This window comes from Streptomyces sp. NRRL S-340, from assembly GCF_000720185.1.
Classification (GTDB): domain Bacteria; phylum Actinomycetota; class Actinomycetes; order Streptomycetales; family Streptomycetaceae; genus Streptomyces.
On record NZ_JOIY01000011.1, the window covers coordinates 15,044 to 35,529 of the forward strand.

The window sequence follows — 20,486 nt, forward strand, 5'->3', positions numbered from 1 at the left end:
CCTAGCCTGGACGCACGATGAACGACCGTATGACGACTTCCTGGGGCGAGCCGGCGCTGGCCCGGTTCCCCGAGGACCCGCGCGACCGGCTGCGTGCCTGGGACGCCTCCGACGAGTACCTGCTGCGACACCTCGCAGAACAGTCCATCGACCTGTCCGGCACGGTCGTGGTCCTCGGGGACCGCTGGGGCGCGCTGGTCACGGCGCTGGCGGCGCACCGGCCGGTGCACATCACGGACTCCTACCTCGGGCAGGAGGCGGCCCGCGCCAACCTCGCCCGCAACGGGGTGGAGACCGGGGCGGTGCGCCTGCTGACCACCCAGGACCCGCCGCCCGGGCGGATCGACGTCCTGCTGGTGCGGGTGCCCAAGAGCCTCGCCCTGCTGGAGGACCAGCTGCTGCGGCTGGCACCCGGGGTGCACGCGGGCACGGTGGTGGTCGGCACCGGCATGGTCAAGGAGATCCACACCTCCACGCTGGCGCTGTTCGAGCGTGTCCTCGGCCCCACCCGGACCTCACTGGCCGAGCGCAAGGCGCGGCTGATCCTGTGCCGGCCGGACCCGGCGCTGGAACGGCCCGCGAACCCGTGGCCGTACGCGTACACGCTGCCCGACGGCGTCGGCGCGGTCTCGGGACGGCCGGTCGTCAACCACGCGGGGGTCTTCTGCGCCGACCGGCTCGACATCGGCACCCGTTTCCTCCTGGAGCACCTGCCGGACGCGCGCACCGCGCGCCGCGTGGTGGACCTGGGCTGCGGCAACGGTGTGGTGGGTACGGCGGTGGCGCTGGCGCACCCGGGTGCCGAGGTGCTGTTCACGGACGAGTCGTTCCAGGCGGTGGCGTCGGCGGAGGCGACGTACAAGGCGAACGGGGTGCCGGGGCACGCCGAGTTCCGGGTCGGGGACGGCCTGGACGGGGTGCCGGCCGGCAGCGTGGACCTGGTGCTGAACAACCCGCCCTTCCACTCGCACCAGGCGACGACGGACGCGACGGCGTGGCGGATGTTCACCGGGGCGCGGCGGGCGCTGCGCCCCGGTGGCGCGCTGTGGGTGGTCGGCAACCGGCACCTGGGCTATCACGTGAAGCTGCGCCGGCTGTTCGGCAATTGCCGGCTGGTGGCCGGCAACCCGAAGTTCGTGGTGCTGACGGCCGTCAGGAGGTAGCCGCCGCACCCGCCGTACCGAGGCCGGCCGGTGCGGCGACGCCGTCGGACGCACCGGCTGCGCCCGGCGTGCCGATGCCGTCCGAGGCGGCCCGGGCGACCGGCGTGCCGATCACGCGGATGAGGCGTTCCACCTCCCGCGCCATCGCCTCGCGGCCCACCCCCAGGTACTTGCGGGAGTCGACCGCCTCCGGGTGGGCGGCGAGGAAGTCGCGGATCGCCGCGGTCATGGCGATGTTGAGGGCGGTGCCGACGTTGACCTTGGCGATGCCGCCGGTGACGGCCGCCGTCAGTTCGCCGTCGGGCACGCCGGAGGAGCCGTGCAGGACGAGCGGGACGTCCAGCGCGCCGGCCAGGCTCTTGATGAGGTCGTGGTCGAGGGCGGCGGTGCGTTCCGTCATGGCGTGCGTGTTGCCGATGGCCACGGCCAGGGCGTCCACGCCGGAGTCGGTGACGAACGCGTGCGCCTCGGTGGGGTCGGTACGGGCGCCCGGGGCGTGGGCGTCCAGCGGCGGCCGGCCGTCCTTGCCGCCGACCTCCCCCAGCTCCGCCTCGATCCACAGCCCCCGGGAGTGCGCCCACTCGGCGGCGGCCCGGGTCGCGGCGAGGTTCTCCGCGTAGGGCAGCCGCGCCGCGTCGTACATCACCGAGCCGAAGCCCGCGTCGGCGGCCTGGCGCAGCAGGTCGTCGCTCTGCACGTGGTCGAGGTGCAGCGCGACGGGGACGGCCGCCTGTTCGGCGGCGGCGACGGCGGCGCGGGCCAGCGGCAGCAGCCGCCCGTAGCGGTACGCGACCGCGTTCTCGCTGACCTGGAGGAGGACGGGTGCGCCGGCCGCCTCGGCGCCCGCGACGACGGCCTCGATGTGTTCCAGGGTGATGATGTTGAACGCGGCGACGGCGGAGCGCGCGGCGGCTGCGCTGCCGACCAGTTCGCCGGTGGCTGCAAGCGGCACGGCCTGTTCCTTTCGGGAGGGGGGCGGGGCAGGAGGTCAGGGGGTGAGGATCACCGAGCGGGTGAGGTGGCGCGGCTGGTCGGGGTCGAGGCCGCGGGAGGCGGCGACGGCCACTGCGAGGCGCTGCGCGCGCACGAGTTCGGCCAGCGGGTCGAGGGTGCCCTGGACCCACAGCGCGCCCGTGCCGCGGACCTGTTCGGCGAGGCCATCCGGGGCCTGGTCGAGCGCCCAGGTGGCCGTTCCCCGGGTGGTGACGCTGATGGGGCCGTGGCGGTACTCCATCGCCGGGTACGCCTCGGTCCAGGACAGGGAGGCCTCGCGCATCTTGAGGCCGGCCTCGTTGGCCAGGCCCACGGTCCAGCCGCGGCCCAGGAAGGTGAACTGCGTGCAGTCGACGAGTCCTTCGGGCAGGGGCCCGGCCAGCGCGGTGCGGGCGTCGGCGACCACGGCGTCGGTGTGCAGGCCGAGGTGGGCGCGCAGCAGGGTGAGCGCGGTGGTGGCGAACCGGGTCTGCACGACCGAGCGTTCGTCGGCGTAGTCGAGGACGACGACGTCGTCGGCGGCGGACATGACCGGGGTGGCCGGGTCCGCGGTGACGGCGGTGGTGCGGGTGGCGCCCTTCAACCCGCCCAGCAGGTCGAGGACTTCGGTGGTGGTGCCGGACCGGGTCAGGGCGATCACGCGGTCGTAGGCACGGCCTCGGGGGAACTCGGAGGCGGCGAAGGCGTCGGTCTCGCCCTGTCCGGCGCCCTCGCGCAGCGCCGCGGCGGACTGCGCCATGAAGTACGAGGTTCCGCAGCCGACGATCGCGACCCGTTCCCCCGGGGCCGGCAGCGCCCGGCCGTGCTCCGCGGCTTCGGCCGCGACTCGGGTCCAGCACTCCGGCTGGCTGGTCAGCTCGTCCTCGACATGGCTCATGGCACACCCTCCCGGGTCATCTGATTGTTCGTGCAAGATACAGCCCACTTTCGAGCACAATCAAGCATTTCACCGTGCGTCGGGTGCGCTAAGGTCGCGGAGGATGACGAACGGAGGCCGCCGATGTCGCGCGACGCCCGCTGGAAGGCGCTGCTGGAACTGCTCGTGGAGCACGGCCGCCTGGAGGTCGAGGAGGCGGCGACCCGGCTGGAGGTGTCGGCCGCCACGATCCGGCGGGACTTCGACCAGCTCGCCGAACAGCAGATGCTCGTGCGCACCCGGGGCGGCGCGGTCGTGCACGGCGTCTCCTACGAGCTGCCGCTGCGCTACAAGACGGCCCGCCGCGCATCGGAGAAGCAGCGCATCGCCCAGGCCGTCGCCGGCCTCGTCGCGCCCGGGGAGGCGGTGGGTCTGACCGGCGGCACCACGACCACGGAGGTGGCGCGCGCCCTGGCGGTGCGCGGCGACCTCGGTTCCGGCTCGCCCGCCCTGACCGTGGTGACGAACGCGCTCAACATCGCCAACGAGCTGGCCGTGCGGCCCCAGTTCAAGATCGTGGTGACCGGCGGCGTCGCGCGCCCGCAGTCGTACGAGCTGATCGGGCCGCTGGCGGACGGCGTGCTCGGGCAGATCACGCTCGACGTGGCGGTGCTCGGGGTGGTCGCCTTCGACGTCACGCACGGTGCGGCGGCCCACGACGAGGCGGAGGCCGCCATCAACCGGGTGCTGTGCGAGCGCGCCGAGCGCGTCGTCGTGGCCGCGGACTCCAGCAAGCTGGGCCGCCGCGCCTTCGCCCGCATCTGCCCGGCGGAGTCGGTGGACACCCTGGTCACGGACGCGGCGGCGGGCCAGGAGACGGTCCGCAGGTTCGAGGAGGCGGGGGTCCGGGTGGTCACCGTCTGAGACCGGGGCACGCCGGGGGCTCGGGCCGCCGGAGAGGAGGACCCGGGTCTCCGAGCCCACCGGTGCGCTCGAAGCCTGCCGCGTGCCCGGGACCGCCGCAGCGATCGGGGCAGGCGGGACGTCCGAGGTCTCCGGGCGGACCGGGGTGTCCGGCGTGTTCGTCGCCTGCCGGGACCGTGGCCGGGGCCCGGGCGGGTCAGGTGCGCCGGAAGCCCACACCACGGCCGTCGTTGCAGCCCGCCGGAACCGGACGGTCCTCCCCCGGTCCCCCCTGATCGGCCTTGAGCGCGACGCTCATGAGGGACAGGAGGAGATCGACGTCGGCCGAGGCGTCGAGGCGGATCGTCACCCAGGAGGAACCCGGCACGACACGGACGGCGGCGAAGCGTCTGAGGTCGCCCGACAGCCGGCGTATGGCCCGGTCGGTCAGCTTGAGGTCGACGTCGCGGTCGGAGTGGAAGTGGGCGATCTCCCCGTGCGCCGAGCCGAGCGCCTGCCCGGTGCCACAGCTCGGTACCGCTTCCATCAGGTCGGGCCAGGTGGCCAGTTGGGCGAGAGCGCGCGCGGCGAGCGTCATGGCCCCATCATGGCGCGCTCACCGCACGGCAACCGGCACGTGAGGAAGCCTTAACCGATCCGTGTCCGAAAAGGGAAGGCCGCCTCACCCGTTCGGGCAAGACCCGCCGGACGGCGCGTCGGCGCGGTGGTGGCCGCCCCGCACACACGCCACCCTGGTCCCCGGGGGCGACCGCCCCCGGTCCGGTCGCCAAGGAGTGGTGGACGCATGGTGGACAGTCGGGCGGAGCAGCCGGACCACACGGCGGTACGGGTCGCGCTGTGGCGGGCGCTGCACGTGCGGGCCGATCCGCCGCCGCACGTCTTCGAGGACGAGGTGGGCCTGCGCCTGGCGGACCCCGGCGAGGACTGGCGCGCGCGGCCGGACATGGACCCGGAGCGGACGCGGGCGTTCCGGGCGGGCATCGTGGCCAGGGCCCGCTTCGTCGAGGACCTGGCCGTGGCGCAGGCGGGGCGGGGCGTCACGCAGTACGTGGTCCTCGGCGCCGGTCTGGACACCTTCGTCCAGCGCCGTCCCGAGGCGGCGGCCGGGATGCGGGTGTTCGAGGTGGACCAGCCGGAGCCGCAGGCGTGGAAGCGGCGGCGCCTGGCCGAACTGGGGCTCGGGGTGCCCGACGGCCTGCGGCTGGTGCCCGTCGACTTCGAGGCGGGCGGCTCCTGGTGGGAGGAACTGATCGCGGCCGGGTTCGACGCGGCCGCCCCGGCGGTGGTGGCCTGCACGGGCGTGAGCATGTACCTCACGCGGGAGGCGATCGCGGGCACGCTGCGCCAGGTGGCGGGACTCGCGCCAGGCTCCACGCTGGCCATGACGTTCATGCGGCCCGCGGAACTCCTGGAGCCGGCGATGCGCGACCTGCTGGAGACCACTACGCGCCTGGCGCGGGCCTCGGGGACGCCGTTCCTCAGCTTCTTCTCCCCGCCGGAGATGCTCTCCTTCGCGCGCGCGGCGGGGTTCGCGCAGGTGCGGCACGTGTCGGCGGAGGACCTGGCGCGGCGCTACTTCAGCGGCCGGACGGACGGACTGCGTCCGGCGGCCGCGGAGGAACTGCTGGTGGCGACGGCCTGAACCGCCGAGGGCGCCCCGGGCTCCGGTCCCCCCTTCGGCGCCGAGCGTTCCGGGTGCCCCTGCGGCAGCGCCGGTCGCGCCGGTTCCGTCGTGGCGCTCGTCGCGCCGGTTCCGTCCAGCGCTCGTCGCGCCGGTTCCGCCCGCGCGCAGGCCTCTGATCGCTTCTGGGGGCACACTGGTGGTAAGAGTTCCGGACAGAACGGGCGCCCGGCCCGCGACGCCCGGCCCGCACGCTCGCGGCGTTGCCGAAAGGCTCCTGGTAGCTCCGCTACGAGGACCTTCCGGCGTCTTGCGATCGCACGCGCCGGACGCCGCGAGCTGGTCGCAACCCCCATTCTGTTCGCGGCTCCAAGGGCCGTAGGTCTGGCACGAGGGGGTGTCGAAAGTGACACGTCGTGCGGGAGTGTGGCGGTGGCGATGGCGGCGCAACCCACTCCGCCGGACCAGCGATGTGATCGAGGCGTGGATCCTGCTGGCCGCCTGGGTCCTCGCCCTGGTGGGCGGTCTGGCGGCCGGGCTGCTGACGGTGGGCGCGATGCAGCAGACGGCGGAACGCGCCCGCGCGCAGAGCCACCCGGTGACCGCCGTGCTCACCCGGGACGGTGACGGCCCCGGGGGGAACGACCGGCCGGCGGGCGGCGCCCTGGTGTGGGGGACGGTCCGCTGGACCGAACCCGACGGCGTCGGCCACACGGACCGCACCCGGGTCCCGGCCGCCGCGACCCCCGGATCCCGCATCACCGTCTGGACCAACGGCCACGGCGCCCTGACCTCCCCGCCCGCCTCCGCGGCCGACACGGCCTTCCAGTCGGTCCTGGGCGGCCTGTGGGCCGGAACGGCGACCGTCGGTCTCGTCGTCGGCACCGCGAAACTCGCGCAGTCCCGTCTGGACCACCACCGCTTCGACCAGTGGGACGACGAATGGGCCCGCATGGACACCCGCTGGGGCCGCATGACGGGCTGACCAGCACACTGCGGAGAGGCCGGCGGACACCCTGGACAGAGGCGGCACGGCGCCCGCGCCGCGGCGGGCCGCCGCCCCGGTCCCGCCGGGCCCGCTCGACCGCCGGGCCGCTCCCGCTGAGCTGTCCGGCGGCGCCATCGCTGTGCGGTCGGCCGCTGCGGCGCGGCCGTCGCGGCACGGCCGTCGCGGCACGGCGCGGCCATCACAGCGCAGCAGCCGTCGCAGCACGGCCATCGCAGCACGGCCACTGCGGCAGCGGCCATCACAGCACGGCCATCGCGGGCAGCGGCCGTTCCCGTACTCGCGGCGGGTGGTTCCGGTGCGACCGGCTGCTGCGGCGGGGGCGTTCCGGTGCGGTCCCGGTGGGGCGGGGCCGCACCGACCGGTCGGCCGGCCGGTTCCGCCGCCACCCGCTGACCTGCGCAGAACCGCACCCGGAAACTCCGCACCGTCCCGCCCCGGACGATCCGTCCACCCCCTTGCCCCGCCGCGAACGCCCTTCTAGCCTGACTTTGTGCCGCTAATAAACAAAGTCCGTTCGCACAGTGCCGTGCCGGACCGCTCGCTCGTCCGTCTCCGGATCGCCCTCACCGCGTTCTTCGCGCTGGACGGCTTCGTCTTCGCCGGCTGGGTGGTGCGCATCCCGGCCGTCAAGGAGCAGACGCACGCCTCCGCCGGGGCGCTCGGCCTCGCACTGCTCGGCGTCTCCGCCGGGGCCGTCGTGACGATGACCCTCACCGGGCGTCTGTGCCGCCGCTACGGGAGCCACCCCGTCACCGTGGTCTGCGCCGTCCTGCTCTGCCTCAGCGTCGCCCTGCCCCCGCTCACCCACTCCGCCCCGGCGCTCGGCGCCGTGCTCCTGGTGTTCGGTGCCGCCTACGGGGGCATCAACGTGGCGTTCAACAGCGCGGCCGTCGATCTGGTGGCCGCGCTGCGGCGACCGGTCATGCCGACCTTCCACGCCGCCTTCAGCCTCGGCGGCATGCTCGGGGCGGGTCTGGGCGGACTGGTGGCCGGTCACCTCTCCCCCGCCCGCCACCTGCTGTCCCTCACCCTGATCGGCCTGCTCGTCACCGCGGTCGCGGGCCGCACGCTCCTGCGGATCACGCCCCCGGCCCGGTCGGGCCCGACTCGCCCGGGGGAGCGGGACACACACCGGGTGGACGGGCGCACCCGCGCGATGGTCCTCGTCCTCGGTCTCATCGCCCTGTGCACGGCCTACGGCGAGGGCGCCATGGCCGACTGGGGCGCGCTGCACTTCACCCAGGACCTGGCCGCCTCGCCGGGCGTCGCGGCGGTCGGCTACTCCTGCTTCGCGCTCGCCATGACCGTGGGGCGGCTGACCGGGACCACCCTGCTCGAACGGCTCGGCCGCACCCGCACGATCGTGGCAGGCGGCTGCGTCGGGGCCGCCGGCATGCTGCTCGGCTGTCTGGCGCCGAGCGTGTGGGCGGCCCTGCTCGGCTTCGCCGTCACCGGGCTCGGGCTCGCGAACCTCTTCCCGGTCGCCGTGGAGCGCGCCGGCGCCCTGGCCGGCCCGAGCGGTGTCGCGACGGCCTCCACCCTCGGTTACGGCGGCATGCTCCTGGGGCCTCCGGCCATCGGGTTCATGGCCGAATGGCTCTCCCTGCGGGCCGCGCTCACCAGCGTCGCCGTCCTGGCCGCCGTCGCCGCCGCGATCGGGTTCGCGACCCGGCGGTCGGCGTACGAGTGACACGGGCGGCCGGCCTGCCCCGGTCGAGGGCCGCCGGCCGGCGGCCCTGGGCCCACGACCGGCGACCACCGGTCCGCGACCGGCCCGGCGCCCTGTCAGGAAGCCCCGTCCATGCCGTCCCCTTCCGCGTAGACCTTGGCGTCGGACGGCGCCGGACGTTCGACGCCGCACACCAGGGCGTCGTTCTCGACGTCCGCGACGATCGTGTCCCCGGGGTCGGCCGAGTCGCTCAGGAGCAGGGAGGCGATGCGGTTGTCCAGTTCGGCCTGGATGGTGCGGCGCAGCGGACGGGCGCCGAACTCGGGCTGGTGCCCGTGGGCCACGAGGAGCTTCTTCGCGGCGTCGGTGACCCGCAGCTCCAGGCCCTGGGCGCGCACGCGCCGCCGGCTGTTGTCCAGCAGCAGGTCGACGATCCGGTTCAGCTCCTGCTCGCCCAGGCCGTGGAAGACGATGATGTCGTCGATGCGGTTGAGGAACTCGGGCAGGAACCGGCCGCGCAGGTCCTCCAGCAGCTGGTCCTTGATGGCGGCGACGTCGCCGTGGTGGGCGAGGATCCGCTGGGCGCCGATGTTGGACGTCATGACGACCACGGTGTTGCGGAAGTCGACGGTGCGGCCCTGCGCGTCGGTGAGGCGTCCGTCGTCCAGGACCTGGAGCAGGGTGTTGAAGACGTCCGGGTGGGCCTTCTCCACCTCGTCGAAGAGCAGCACGCTGTAGGGCTGGCGGCGGACCTTCTCGGTGAGCTGGCCCGCCTCCTCGTGGCCGACGTATCCGGGCGGGGCGCCGACGAGCCGGGAGACGGTGTGCTTCTCCTGGAACTCGCTCATGTCGAAGCGGATCATGCGGTTCTCGTCGCCGAAGAGCAGTTCGGCCAGTGCCTTGGCCAGTTCCGTCTTGCCGACGCCGGTGGGACCGAGGAAGAGGAAGGATCCGACGGGCCGGTTCGGGTCGCCCATGCCGGCCCGGCTGCGGCGCACCGCCTGGGCGACGGCGGTGACGGCCTCGTCCTGGCCGACGACCCGGTCGTGCAGGGCGTCCTCCAGTTTCAGCAGCCGTTCCTTCTCGCTCTCGGTGAGCTGGGCGACGGGGATGCCGGTGCGCCGGGACAGCACGTCGGCGATGTCGTCGACGGTCACCTCCAGCACGCCCTCGCGGCGCTCGGCGACCCCCTCCAGCTCGGTCTCGACCTCGGTGATGCGGTCCTTCAGCTCGGCGGCCCGCTCGAAGTCCTCGGCTGCGACGGCCTGGTCCTTCTCGCGGCGCAGCTTGGCCAGCCGGTCCTCGCGCTCGGCGACCTCGGTGGAGCGCCCCAGGGACCGCAGCCGTACCCGGGCCCCTGCCTGGTCGAGCAGGTCGATGGCCTTGTCGGGCAGGAACCGGTCGCTGACGTAACGGTCGGAGAGTTCGGCGGCGGCGGCCAGCGCGTCGTCGCTGTAGCGGACCTGGTGGTGGGCCTCATAGGAGTCGCGCAGGCCCTCCAGGATCTGCACGGTCTCCTCGACGCTCGGCTCCGGCACCATGACGGGCTGGAAGCGGCGTTCCAGGGCGGCGTCCTTCTCGACGTACTTGCGGTACTCGGCGAGCGTGGTGGCGCCGACGACGTGCAGCTCACCGCGGGCGAGGGCCGGTTTGAGGATGTTCCCGGCGTCCATGGAGCCCTCGCCGGTGGCGCCCGCGCCGACGACGGTGTGCAGTTCGTCCAGGAACAGGATCGTCGACTCGGAGGCGGCCTTGACCTCGTCGATGACGTTCTTCAGCCGTTCCTCGAACTGCCCGCGGTACTGGGCCCCGGCGACCAGGCCGGTCAGGTCCAGGGCGACGACCCGTTTGTTCTCCAGCGTCCTCGGCACGTCCCCGGCGACGATCCGCTGCGCCAGCCCCTCCACGATCGCGGTCTTGCCGACGCCCGGCTCGCCGATCAGCACGGGGTTGTTCTTGGAGCGGCGGGAGAGGATCTCGACGGTCTGCTCGATCTCCTGGGCCCGGCCCACCACCGGGTCCAGTTTGCCTGCGCGGGCCTCCTCGGTCAGGTCGCGGCCGTACTGGTCGAGGGTCGGCGTGTCGCTCGGGGTCTCGGCGCCGCCGGGCGCGCCCTCGTTGCGGGCCGCCGCCTCGGCGCCGCGGCGCACCTGCTCGGTGTCGATGCCGTGCGCCGCCAGGACCCGGTCGGGCGCCGCGCCCGGTGTGTCCAGCAGGGCGCCGAGGATGTGTTCGGGGCCGATGTACGACACTCCGGCCGCCCGTGAGTGCTCGTAGGCGCGCAGCAGCACCCGCTTGGCCGCCGGGGTCAGGCCCGGCTGGGCGGAGGGCGTGCCGCTCTCCCCGGGCAGTGCCCGGGCGAGGTCCGCGGCGAGCCGTTCGGGGTCGGCGCCGGCCTGGGCGAGCAGGCCGCGGGCGGGCTCCACCTGGGTGCAGGCCCACAGCAGGTGCTCGGTGTCCAGGTCGGAGCTGCCGTCCTCGGCCGCCTTCCCGGTGGCTCGGTTGATCAGGTCCTGCGCCGACTCGGTGAGCAGCCGCCCGATCGGCACCCTCTGCACCTGCGGCGGCGAGGCCCCCGGGGTCATGCCGAAGAAGCGGTTGAGGATCTCGGAGAACGGGTCCGGGCCACCGAACGAGGCGCCGAAGGGGGACATCGTCATGATCGCCGTCCGCAGCGTGGGGAAATGAGTCCTCACCAGCCCAACCCACCGTTCGGCCCACCGCAACGCGGCATACGCCGACCCGGTGTCGTACCGGGCGGCCGGCGCCGGGACCGGTACCGGGAGCCGCCGGTCCGGTGTCACGCCGGGAGAGCCGCCGCCGTGCCGTGCCGGCGTGCCGGGGAGGGCGGCCGGGCGCGGTGGCGGCGAGACGCGTCCGGTGGCCGGACCCTCTCCCGGGAGGACACGTCCGGTGGCCGGACGCGTCCTCCCGGGGGCGGGTGCCGTCCGGCACACTTCCCGCCATGAAGACTGCCGAGTTCCTCGAGACCCTGGACCGGGAGGGCCGGTTGCTGGCCGCCGCCGCCGAGCAGGCGGGGACCGGTGCGCCGGTGCCGTCCTGCCCGGGATGGCGGGTGCGGGACCTGCTGCGGCACACCGGCGTGGTGCACCGGTGGGCCGCCGCCTTCGTCGCGGAGGCGCACGCCTCGCCGCGGCCCATGGGTGAGCCCCCGCTCCTCGACGGCGCCGCTCTGGTGGACTGGTACCGCGACAGCCACCGCCGTCTCGTGGAGACCCTGGACCGGGCCCCGGACGACGTGACGTGCTGGACGTTCCACCCGGCGCCCCTGCCCTCGCCGTCTCCGCTGGCGTTCTGGACCCGGCGCCAGGCGCACGAGACGGCGGTGCACCGTTTCGACGCCGAGGCGGCACGCGGCGGGACCCCGGCACCGGTCGGCGCCCGGTTCGCCGTCGACGGCATCGACGAGCTGCTGCGCGGCTTCCACGCCCGCTCCCGCAGCAGGGTCCGCACGTCCGGTCCGCGCGTGCTGCGGGTGCGCGCGCAGGACGTGCCCGGCGGCGCCGGTCCGGCGGACGACGACGCGGTGTGGACCGTACGGCTGTCGGACGGACCGCCGGTCACGGAACGGGGCGGCGGCGCGGACGCCCCCGCCGACACCGAACTCTCCGGTCCCGCCGACCAGTTGTACCTGGCACTGTGGAACCGGGTGCCGGTGCCGCGGGTGACGGGGGACGCCTCGCTGGCCGCGCTGTGGCGGACGACCTCGGGGATCGTCTGACCGGGCGGGGGACGCCCGGGGGCTCAGCCCGGCCGGACCAGCCCCGACTCGCAGGCGGGGACGACCAGTCGGGCCCGGTCGCGGGCACCGGGTTTCACCGTGGCCCGGCTGACGTGGGCTCGGCGGTGAGCGGGCCGGCCACCGGGCGGCAGGCGATCTCCTCATCGGACAGGCCGATGCCGGCCAGTGCCATGACCTCGCGTTGGCGTCCGGTGAGCCGGGCGAGGACGCCGGCGGGCTCCTTCGAGCGGGCGGCGGACTCGGCGATCAGACGGCGGGTGGCCCCGGGGGCGGCAGCGCGTCGCCGCCCGCCACCGCCCGTACCGCGCGCAGCGGTTCCCCGGGCTCGGTGTCCTTGACGAGGAACCCGGAGGCGCCCGAGCGGATCGCCTCGAAGACGTGCTCGCCGAGTTCGAAGGTGGTCGGCATGACCACCTCGACGTCCGCCAGGTCCGCGTCGCCGGTGTGGCGGCGGGTGGCCGCCGGGCCGTCGAGGACGGGCATGCGGAGGTCCATCGGCACGGCCTCGGGGCGCGGTTCGCGCACCAGGCCCGGCGCCCCCTCGCGCCGGCGGGCCTCCCCGGCGACCTCGATGTCCGGCTGGGCGTCCCGGGCCCGCCACGCCGGGCCCTGCCGTCGCCGGGCACGTCAGCCCGCCGGTGCGCTCACCCGTACCCCCGGGGGGAGTAGCGCCCCCGCCCGGCGCCGGGACGGCCCTCGGCACGGCGACCGGAACACGCCGGCCGGGGTCCACGCGTCCGGGGCCGGCGCGGCCTCGGACGGGACGACGTGGGGGCCCGGTCCTCGAGGCGCGCAGGACCGCGCCCCGTCGTCCCCGCGTCCCGCGGTGACGCCGTTCGGCCCTCACGCCGTCACGGACCGGCCGTGTCCTCCACCGCGTCGGTCTCCGGGGCGGCGGGCGCCGCCTGGCGGCGGTCCATCATGGTCAGGGCGCGCTGGGCCACGGGGTGGTTGCGGACCAGTTCGCCCAGCGTGGTCGAGCCCTGGGTGATGTCCTTGAACGCCTTCCAGGCCGGGCGGAAGCCGGTGAGGGCGGCGTGGAAGAGGCCGGGGCGGCGCTCGAAGACCGCGAGCATCCGCTTGCCGACGGCCATCTCGACCCCCAGCCCCGCCTTGATCGCGAACGCGTAGTTCAAGGCCTGGCGCCGGGCGTCCACCGCGTCGTGCGCCTCGGCGATCCGCACCGCCCACTCCCCCGCGAGCCGCCCGGACCTGAGCGCGAAGGAGATGCCCTCGCGCGTCCACGGCTCCAGCATCCCCGCCGCGTCCCCGCACACCAGCACGCGGCCGCGCGAGAGCGGGGAGTCGTCGGCGCGGCAGCGGGTCAGGTGCCCGGAGGAGACGCTCGGTTCGAAGCCGGCCAGGCCCAGCCGGGCGATGAAGTCCTCCAGGTACCGCTTGGTGGCGGCGCCTTCGCCGCGGGCCGAGATGACCCCGACCGTCAGCGTGTCGTCCTTGGGGAACACCCAGCCGTAACTGCCCGGCATCGGCCCCCAGTCGATCAGGACGCGCCCGCGCCAGTCGTCGGCGACGGTCTCGGGGACCGGGATCTCCGCCTCCAGGCCGAGGTCCACCTGGTCGAGCTTGACCCCGACGTGGGCCCCTATGCGGCTGGCGCTGCCGTCGGCGCCGACCACGGCGCGGGCGAGGACCGTCTCGCCGCCCTGGAGCACCACGGCGACCGTCCGCCGGTCCGGCACCGCCGAGCCGTGCTGCTCGACCCGGGAGACGGTGGCGCCGGTGCGCAGCTCGGCGCCCGCCTTCTGCGCGTGCTCGACGAGCTGCTGGTCGAACTCCGGCCGGTTGATCAGCCCGAACAGCATCTGCTTGGAGCGGCGGGTGCGGGTGAAGCGGCCGTTGTGGGAGAACGTCACGGCGTGCACCCGGTCCTTGAACGGGAGGTCGAACCCGGGCGGCAGCGAGTCGCGCGAGGGACCGATGATCCCGCCGCCGCACGTTTTGTACCGCGGCAGTTCCGCTTTCTCCAGCAGCAGCACGCGCCGCCCCGCGACCGCCGCCGCGTAGGCGGCCGAGGCCCCCGCGGGTCCCGCGCCCACCACGACGACGTCCCACACCTGCTGCACGTCGTCCGCCGAAGAGTTCTCGCTGCTCACGATGGTCTACCGCTCCAGATCAACCCGGCTGCCGCTGCTGTCCCTGGCATCCTACGGCGGCTTTCCGCCAGGTCCGCTGTGGGAGGATCGGCAGCGGACGCGCCCCGCGCACATGGACGCGCCCGCGCTGACACGATCATCCGGAACACAGAAGTGCTCACAGAGCACCGGCAAGGTGCTCAGAGTGCAATGTCGCACCCACAAGGAGCGTGCCCATGTCGTCGCATCCGGTCGCCGAGACCGTCGCCTCCCTCCTGCCCGGGGCCCGGGCGGAACTGGCCGAGCTGGTGGCCTTCAAGTCGGTGGCGGACTTCGACCAGTATCCGAGGAGCGAGAGCGAGGGCGCGGCGAACTGGATCGCCGACGCCCTGCGCGCCGAGGGTTTCACGGACGTGGCCCTGCTCGACACCCCGGACGGCACCCAGTCGGTGTACGGCTACCTGCCCGGCCCCGAGGGCGCCAAGACCGTGCTGCTGTACGCCCACTACGACGTACAGCCGCCGCTGGACGAGGCCGCGTGGGCGACGCCGCCCTTCGAGCTGACCGAGCGCGACGGCCGCTGGTACGGGCGCGGCGCGGCCGACTGCAAGGGCGGGGTCATCATGCACCTGCTCGCGCTGCGCGCCCTGAAGGCGAACGGCGGCATACCGGTCAGCGTCAAGGTGATCGCCGAGGGCTCGGAGGAGCAGGGCACCGGCGGCCTGGAGCGCTACGCCGAGGAGCACCCGGAGCTGCTGGCGGCCGACACCATCGTGATCGGCGACACCGGCAACTTCCGCGCCGGGCTGCCCACCGTGACCAGCACCCTGCGCGGGATGACCCTGGTCCGCGTCCAGATCGACACCCTCGAGGGCAACCTGCACTCGGGCCAGTTCGGCGGCGCCGCCCCGGACGCGCTCGCCGCGCTCATCCGCGTCCTGGACTCGCTGCGCGCCGAGGACGGTTCGACGACCGTGGACGGCCTGGCCGCCGACGCGGCGTGGGACGGCCTCGCGTACGAGGAGGAGCAGTTCCGCAGGGACGCGAAGGTGCTGGACGGGGTGGAGCTGATCGGCTCGGGCGCCGTCGCCGACCGTGTCTGGGCCCGTCCGGCCGTCACCGTCCTCGGCATCGACTGCCCGCCCGTCGTGGGCGCCACCCCGTCCGTGCAGGCCGGTGCCCGTGCGCTGGTCAGCCTGCGGGTGCCGCCGGGCGTCGACGCCGGCGAGGCCACCAAGCTGCTCCAGGCCCACCTGGAGGCGCACACGCCGTGGGGTGCCCGGGTGAGCACCGAGCAGATCGGGCAGGGCCAGGCCTTCCGCGCCGACACCACCAGCCCGGCCTACCAGGCGATGGCCGACGCGATGGCGGTCGCCTACCCCGGCGAAGAGCTGCAGTACGCCGGCCAGGGCGGCTCCATCCCGCTGTGCAACACCCTCGCCGCGCTCTACCCGCAGGCGGAGATCCTGCTGATCGGCCTGAGCGAGCCCGAGGCGCAGATCCACGCGGTGAACGAGAGCGTCTCGCCCGAGGAGCTGGAGCGGCTGTCGGTCGCCGAGGCACTGTTCCTGCGCAACTACGCGGGCTGAGCCGGAAGCGTCCGGGAGCGGGACCGTCCGCTCTGCCGACGGCAGAGGACCCTCGCCGCGCGGCGGGGGTCTCTCTACGGTCGTGCCATGGACGTCGTGGAGATCCTCCCCCAACTGCACCTGCTGCGCTTTCCCGTGGGCCAGGCCTACCTGTGGTCCGACGAGGACGGCCTGACGCTCGTCGACTCCGGGCCCAAGGGCGCGGGCGCCCCGATCGCCGACGCGATCAGGGCCCTGGGGCGCGACCCCGCCGAGCTGCGGCGGATCGTGCTCACCCACTTCCACGAGGACCACATGGGCGGGGCGGGCGAGCTGTCCGGCCCCTGCGGCGCCGAGGTCCTGGTCCACCGTCTGGACGCGCCGGTCGTCCGGGGCGAGGCGCCCGCTCCCCCGCCGGTCCACGAGGACTGGGAGCGCCCCCTGCACGCGGCGGCCCTCGCGCAGCTCCCGCAGGGGGAGCCGGTCCGCCCGCCACGGGTCACCGAGTTGTCGGACACCGATGTCCTCGATTTCGGCGGCGGCGCCCGTGTCGTGCCCGCCCCGGGCCACACCGACGGCAGTATCGCGCTGCACCTGCCGCGCCACGGCGTGCTGTTCACGGGAGACGCGGTCGCCGCCTCGCCGGCGGACGGCACGGTCGTCCTGGGCGTGTTCAATCTCGACCGGGACCGGGCCGTGCGGTCCTTCCGGCGTCTGGCCGCGCTGAACACGGACGTGGCCTGCTTCGGACACGGTGCTCCGGTGACCGAGAGGGCCGGCGAGACGCTGCGGCGCTCGGCGGACGGCTACCGGACGTCCGCCTGACGGACGTCCCGCCGCCCGGGGCGGCGCGGCCCGGCGCGACCGCACCACCGGCACGGGCGTGACGTCCATGGTCCGGGCCGCCGACCGCACCGGCGCCGGCCTCGTCCTGGGCCGCGGCGGTCCGCCCGGGCACGGCCCTTGGAGCTGCGGACAAGAGTGGGCCCCGGCGTGCGGCGCCCGGCACGCGCCCTCGCCGCGTCGCCGGAAGACCCTGACAGCTCCGCCACAAGGACCTTGCGGCGCCTTGCGACCGCACGCACCGGACACCGCCCGCTGACCGGAACCCGCTTGTCTTCGCGGCTCTCAGCCCACCGGCACGCCCGCCTCCAGGTAGACCGCCGCGCCCCGTTCACGGGCCCGCAGGGCCCAGCGCAGCCGTTCGTAGCGGACCGGTGGCAGCAGCCGGGCGGCCTCGCGTTCGGTGACGAAGCGGCAGTCGCGCAGTTCGGGACCGGGCAGCAGCAGCCGGGCGGCCGCCGAGGAGTCGAGCCGCCCGCCGTCGAAGAGGAGGCGCAGTCCGCCGAAGCCGGGGGGCGCGGGGCGTTCCCAGTCCACGACGAGCAGCCGGGGCACCTCCTCCATGTGTATCCCGGTCTCCTCGGCGACCTCGCGCATCCCGGCGCGGGCCGGTGCCTCCCCGGGTTCGACGACGCCGCCGGGGAACTCCCAGCCGGGCTTGTAGGTGGGGTCGACGAGCAGCACCCGGTCCCGCTCGTCGAAGAGGAGCACACCGGAGGCGACGGTCTCGGCGGTGGGTTCGGGCGTCTGTACGATGTCGCAGGCGGGCACGGCGCCGCTGCCGACGGCCTCGGCTATGCGGACGGCCGTCTCGTGGGGGGTGAGCGCGCTGGTGTCGATGAGGTGGGCGTCGGCGGTGAGCCAGGCGGCCAGGGCGGTGCGGTAGGGCTCGATGTGGTCGTAGGCCCACTGGCGTATCCGCAGGTCGCCGTCGGGCAGGCCGGGCGGGACCTCACGGCCCGCTATCCGCTCACGCAGGATCGTTTCCGCCGGGGCGAGGAGCAGATGGCGCACGCCGATGCGGCGGGCGGCGAGGCCTCCGAAGATCTCGTCGCGGTAGTCCTGGCGGAGCAGGGTCATCGGGACGACGAGGGTGCCGCCCAGTTCGGCGAGCATCGCGGCGGCCGTGTCGATCACCAGCCGCCGCCAGATCGGCAGGTCCTGGAAGTCACCGGCCTCGGCGAGGTGTTTGGGCGGCAGGAGGTGGTGCGTGAGAAGGCCGCCGATGATCTCGGGGTCGAAGAGCGTGCTGTTCGGGATCAGGTCGATCAGTTCCCGTGCGGTGGTGGTCTTTCCCGCACCGAACGTGCCGTTGATCCAGACGACGGTCACTGGTCCCCCTCTTCTGTCGGCCCCCTGTGGCTTGCCCGCTCCACCCTGCCACGGAAACCAGCCCCAGATGAGGGCGGCGGCGCACAGGCCGGAACCCCGGTGACGGGCCGTCACCGGGGTTCCGTGGCCGTGCCCGCTCCGGCCGTGCCGCCCGGCCTCAGCCGTTCTGCCCCAGGGCGTCGTCGTCCACGGCGAAGCTGTCGTGGCTGACGAGGTGGTCCACGGCGCCCACGGTGTCCTTCACGCCCAGGTCCCCGAGCGCGTCGTGGCCGGCGGCGTGCGAGGGAGAGACGGCGGCCACGACGAATCCGGTGGCCAGGGAGGCGAGGGCGAGCATGCTGCGCTTCTTCATGCCCTCCTCAACGCCCGAGGGCACCGTTGGTCACGGCCGCGTGCGCCGGGGCCGTGACGGCGTATCGAACAACCGCTGAACAAGCGTGGCGTTCCCTTCCGACACAGTCCGACACGTCCTACCGTAAACGCACACGATGACGCGGACATGAAGTCATCCCATCTTTCGGGAGTTCGGAGGAACGTTCACGATGCGTCAGCCGCACACGCGCACCTCCCGTCGAAGAGTCGTCGGAGTACTCACGGCCTCGCTGCTCACCCTCGGGGGCGCGGCCCCCTCGGTCGCCGTGGCCCAGGAGCACCGGACCGCCTCGCCCGCCCGGGCCGAAGGGCTCGCCCTCACCCCGCCGATGGGCTTCAACAACTGGAACTCCACCCACTGCGGGCCGGAGTTCAACGAGTCCATGGTCGAAGGGATCGCCGATCTGTTCGTCGAGAAGGGCCTGAAGTCCGCCGGGTACCAGTACGTCAACCTGGACGACTGCTGGGCCCTGCCAGCCCGCGACGCGGACGGCAAGCTGGTCCCCGACCCCGTCCGCTTCCCCCGCGGCATCAAAGCGGTCGCGGACTACGTGCACGCCAAGGGCCTCAAGCTGGGCATCTACACCAGCGCGGGCACCAAGACCTGCAGCAGCACCGGCTTCCCGGGCGCGCTCGGTCACGAGTACAGCGACGCCGGGCAGTTCGCCGACTGGGGCGTCGACTACCTGAAGTACGACAACTGCAACAACCAGGGCGTGGACGCGCGGCAGCGCTACCTCACCATGCGCGACGCCCTGACGCAGGCCACCGCGAAGACCGGCCGCCCCATCGTCTACAGCATCTGCGAATGGGGCGACAACAAGCCCTGGGAGTGGGCGGCCGGCGTGGGGCAGCTGTGGCGCACGACCCACGACATCCAGGACAAGTGGTCCTCGATGCTGTCGATCCTGAAGAAGAACCTGCCGCTGGCCCCGTACGCCGGCCCCGGCCACTGGAACGACCCCGACATGCTGGAGGTCGGCAACGGCGGCATGACGGACACCGAGTACCGCACCCACTTCTCCATGTGGTCGGTCATGGCCGCGCCGCTCCTCATCGGCTCCGACCTGCGCAAGGCGTCCCCCGAGACGCTCGGCATCCTGTCCAACCGGGACGTCATCGCCGTGGACCAGGACCCGCTGGGCAAGCAGGGTTCCGTGATCTCCTCTCAGGACGGCCGCTGGGTCGTCGCCAAGGAGATGAAGGACGGCAGCCGCGCGGTGGCCCTGTTCAACGAGACCGGCACCCCGCAGCGCATCGCCACCACCGCCGGGGCCGTCGGCCTGCCGCACGCCGCCGCCTACACCCTGCGCGACCTGTGGCAGCACCGGAACTACAACACGGCGGGCACGATCTCGGCGACGGTGCCCGCCCACGGCACGGTGCTGGTTCGCGTCTCGCCCGACCGGCACTGGAGCCAGAACCCGCCCGCGGTCGAACTCGCCACCGACGGCTCGCCGCTGGTCGTGGCGGGCAGGCCCGCCACGCTGACGAGCACGGTGACCGACCTCGGCCGCACCTCGGCCCGCGACCTCTCCGTGTCGCTGACCGGACCCGAGGGCTGGACGGTGCGGGCCCGTTCCTCCGCCCGCGCCCACGCCCTCCCCACGGGGGGCGCGCTGAGGACGCGGTGGACGGTCACGGCCCCGCAGGGGACGCCGACCGGCTCGTACGACCTGACGCTGCGGGCGGGTTACGGCGCCGCGGGCGCGACGGCCCGCGCCACCGGCACGCTGACCGTCACGGCGTCGGTGGTCGTACCGCCGCCCTCCGGGACGTCGTACCTCGGTGACCTGCCCTGGATGTCGGCCACCAACGGCTACGGCCCCGTGGAGCGCAACACCAGCAACGGGGAGAGCGCCGCGGGCGACGGCCGCCCGATCACCGTCGGCGGGGCCGTGTACGCCAAGGGGCTCGGCACCCACGCGCCGAGCGAGGTCACCTACTACACCGGCAAGGCCTGCACGAAGGTGACCGCGGACGTCGGCGTCGACGACGAGAAGGGCGCCAAGGGCACCGTCTCCTTCGAGATCTGGGCGGACGGCACCAGGGCCGCCTCGACCGGCGTCCTCACCAACGCCATGCCGGCCCAGCCGATCAGCGCCGACGTCACCGGCGCCGAGGTCGTCCGGCTCGTCGTCACCAACGGCGGCGACAACACCGACTCCGACCACGGCGACTGGGCGGACGCCCGGCTGACGTGCTGAGCCGTTGACGCCGTGCACCAGGCGGTGAAGGGGTGGGGCCGGGCGACGCGTCGCCCGGCCCCACCCCTTCGCT

Annotated in this window: 16 protein-coding genes and 1 pseudogene; 9 read left to right on the forward strand and 8 right to left on the reverse strand. The window is 74.2% G+C overall.

Features of this window, described 5'->3' with window-relative positions; all coding sequences use genetic code 11:
• Positions 1 to 29: 29 nt before the first annotated feature.
• Positions 30 to 1,163: a methyltransferase gene (locus IG64_RS11035; RefSeq protein ID WP_037854612.1), complete on the forward strand. Its 1,134-nt coding sequence runs from the start codon at positions 30 to 32 to the stop codon at positions 1,161 to 1,163.
• Here IG64_RS11035 and IG64_RS11040 read toward each other — a convergent pair.
• Both IG64_RS11040 and IG64_RS11045 read right to left on the reverse strand, forming a co-directional pair.
• Positions 1,153 to 2,115 (reverse strand): ketose-bisphosphate aldolase, encoded by a 963-nt coding sequence (locus IG64_RS11040; RefSeq protein ID WP_234438470.1) that lies wholly within the window; start codon positions 2,113 to 2,115, stop codon positions 1,153 to 1,155. The two genes, IG64_RS11035 and IG64_RS11040, sit on opposite strands and share 11 nt — an antisense overlap.
• A 36-nt stretch (positions 2,116 to 2,151) precedes the next feature.
• Positions 2,152 to 3,033 (reverse strand): SIS domain-containing protein, encoded by an 882-nt coding sequence (locus IG64_RS11045; protein ID WP_037854613.1) that lies wholly within the window; start codon positions 3,031 to 3,033, stop codon positions 2,152 to 2,154.
• Between the two features lie 123 nt (positions 3,034 to 3,156).
• Here IG64_RS11045 and IG64_RS11050 point away from each other — a divergent pair, with 123 nt between their 5' ends.
• Entirely contained in the window at positions 3,157 to 3,936 is a 780-nt protein-coding gene (locus IG64_RS11050) for a DeoR/GlpR family DNA-binding transcription regulator (RefSeq protein WP_037854614.1), read from the forward strand.
• 196 nt (positions 3,937 to 4,132) lie between these two features.
• Here the strand turns inward: IG64_RS11050 and IG64_RS11055 are convergent, their stop codons facing one another.
• Positions 4,133 to 4,513, reverse strand: a complete 381-nt coding sequence (locus IG64_RS11055) for a luciferase family protein (protein WP_037854615.1) — start codon at positions 4,511 to 4,513, stop codon at positions 4,133 to 4,135.
• A 207-nt stretch (positions 4,514 to 4,720) separates the two neighbouring features.
• Between IG64_RS11055 and IG64_RS11060 the strand changes: the two genes are divergently transcribed.
• The 3 genes from IG64_RS11060 to IG64_RS11070 all read left to right on the forward strand — a co-directional run bounded on the left by IG64_RS11060 (position 4,721) and on the right by IG64_RS11070 (position 8,256).
• Entirely contained in the window at positions 4,721 to 5,578 is an 858-nt protein-coding gene (locus IG64_RS11060; RefSeq protein WP_037854617.1) for a class I SAM-dependent methyltransferase, read from the forward strand.
• A gap of 451 nt (positions 5,579 to 6,029) precedes the next feature.
• Positions 6,030 to 6,542, forward strand: coding sequence for a hypothetical protein (locus IG64_RS11065; protein ID WP_234438471.1), 513 nt, complete (start codon positions 6,030 to 6,032; stop codon positions 6,540 to 6,542).
• A gap of 550 nt (positions 6,543 to 7,092) precedes the next feature.
• Entirely contained in the window at positions 7,093 to 8,256 is a 1,164-nt protein-coding gene (locus IG64_RS11070; RefSeq protein ID WP_037854620.1) for an MFS transporter, read from the forward strand.
• Positions 8,257 to 8,351: 95 nt separating this feature from the next.
• Here IG64_RS11070 and IG64_RS11075 read toward each other — a convergent pair whose 3' ends face one another.
• Positions 8,352 to 10,895 carry an ATP-dependent Clp protease ATP-binding subunit gene (locus IG64_RS11075; protein ID WP_037854621.1) on the reverse strand — a complete coding sequence of 848 codons (2,544 nt, stop codon included), beginning with the start codon at positions 10,893 to 10,895 and terminating at the stop codon, positions 8,352 to 8,354.
• A gap of 305 nt (positions 10,896 to 11,200) precedes the next feature.
• Here IG64_RS11075 and IG64_RS11080 point away from each other — a divergent pair, with 305 nt between their 5' ends.
• Positions 11,201 to 11,977 carry a maleylpyruvate isomerase family mycothiol-dependent enzyme gene (locus tag IG64_RS11080; protein ID WP_037854622.1) on the forward strand — a complete coding sequence of 259 codons (777 nt, stop codon included), beginning with the start codon at positions 11,201 to 11,203 and terminating at the stop codon, positions 11,975 to 11,977.
• A 23-nt stretch (positions 11,978 to 12,000) separates the two neighbouring features.
• Here the strand turns inward: IG64_RS11080 and IG64_RS11085 are convergent.
• Positions 12,001 to 12,586, reverse strand: a pseudogene (locus IG64_RS11085) (response regulator); the annotation flags it as partial.
• Positions 12,587 to 12,849: 263 nt separating this feature from the next.
• Positions 12,850 to 14,112 (reverse strand): geranylgeranyl reductase family protein, encoded by a 1,263-nt coding sequence (locus tag IG64_RS11090; protein WP_037854623.1) that lies wholly within the window; start codon positions 14,110 to 14,112, stop codon positions 12,850 to 12,852.
• Between the two features lie 215 nt (positions 14,113 to 14,327).
• On the opposite strand from IG64_RS11090, the gene IG64_RS11095 reads away from it, so the two are divergent.
• Positions 14,328 to 15,680, forward strand: coding sequence for a dipeptidase (locus IG64_RS11095; protein WP_037854625.1), 1,353 nt, complete (start codon positions 14,328 to 14,330; stop codon positions 15,678 to 15,680).
• Between the two features lie 87 nt (positions 15,681 to 15,767).
• Positions 15,768 to 16,484: an MBL fold metallo-hydrolase gene (locus IG64_RS11100; protein ID WP_037854626.1), complete on the forward strand. Its 717-nt coding sequence runs from the start codon at positions 15,768 to 15,770 to the stop codon at positions 16,482 to 16,484.
• Between the two features lie 303 nt (positions 16,485 to 16,787).
• On the opposite strand, the gene IG64_RS11105 is transcribed toward IG64_RS11100, so the two are convergent.
• A complete protein-coding gene (locus IG64_RS11105; protein WP_037854629.1) occupies positions 16,788 to 17,834 on the reverse strand; it encodes an NUDIX hydrolase in 1,047 nt (348 codons plus the stop codon).
• Between the two features lie 157 nt (positions 17,835 to 17,991).
• Entirely contained in the window at positions 17,992 to 18,186 is a 195-nt protein-coding gene (locus IG64_RS11110) for a hypothetical protein (RefSeq protein ID WP_037854631.1), read from the reverse strand.
• A 190-nt stretch (positions 18,187 to 18,376) separates the two neighbouring features.
• Here IG64_RS11110 and IG64_RS11115 point away from each other — a divergent pair, with 190 nt between their 5' ends.
• On the forward strand, positions 18,377 to 20,413 hold the full coding sequence (locus IG64_RS11115; protein WP_051812663.1) for an NPCBM/NEW2 domain-containing protein: 2,037 nt from the start codon (positions 18,377 to 18,379) through the stop codon (positions 20,411 to 20,413).
• The last annotated feature ends 73 nt before the right edge of the window (positions 20,414 to 20,486 follow it).

What these genes read in the sequence shown, in the direction of transcription:
- IG64_RS11035 (WP_037854612.1), top strand. Translation starts at nt 30, where the DNA reads ATGACGACTTCCTGGGGCGAGCCGGCGCTGGCCCGGTTCCCCGAGGAC.
- IG64_RS11045 (WP_037854613.1), bottom strand. Translation starts at nt 3,033, where the DNA reads ATGAGCCATGTCGAGGACGAGCTGACCAGCCAGCCGGAGTGCTGGACC.
- IG64_RS11050 (WP_037854614.1), top strand. Translation starts at nt 3,157, where the DNA reads ATGTCGCGCGACGCCCGCTGGAAGGCGCTGCTGGAACTGCTCGTGGAG.
- IG64_RS11055 (WP_037854615.1), bottom strand. Translation starts at nt 4,513, where the DNA reads ATGACGCTCGCCGCGCGCGCTCTCGCCCAACTGGCCACCTGGCCCGAC.
- IG64_RS11060 (WP_037854617.1), top strand. Translation starts at nt 4,721, where the DNA reads ATGGTGGACAGTCGGGCGGAGCAGCCGGACCACACGGCGGTACGGGTC.
- IG64_RS11075 (WP_037854621.1), bottom strand. Translation starts at nt 10,895, where the DNA reads ATGACGATGTCCCCCTTCGGCGCCTCGTTCGGTGGCCCGGACCCGTTC.
- IG64_RS11080 (WP_037854622.1), top strand. Translation starts at nt 11,201, where the DNA reads ATGAAGACTGCCGAGTTCCTCGAGACCCTGGACCGGGAGGGCCGGTTG.
- IG64_RS11095 (WP_037854625.1), top strand. Translation starts at nt 14,328, where the DNA reads ATGTCGTCGCATCCGGTCGCCGAGACCGTCGCCTCCCTCCTGCCCGGG.
- IG64_RS11100 (WP_037854626.1), top strand. Translation starts at nt 15,768, where the DNA reads ATGGACGTCGTGGAGATCCTCCCCCAACTGCACCTGCTGCGCTTTCCC.
- IG64_RS11110 (WP_037854631.1), bottom strand. Translation starts at nt 18,186, where the DNA reads ATGAAGAAGCGCAGCATGCTCGCCCTCGCCTCCCTGGCCACCGGATTC.
- IG64_RS11115 (WP_051812663.1), top strand. Translation starts at nt 18,377, where the DNA reads ATGCGTCAGCCGCACACGCGCACCTCCCGTCGAAGAGTCGTCGGAGTA.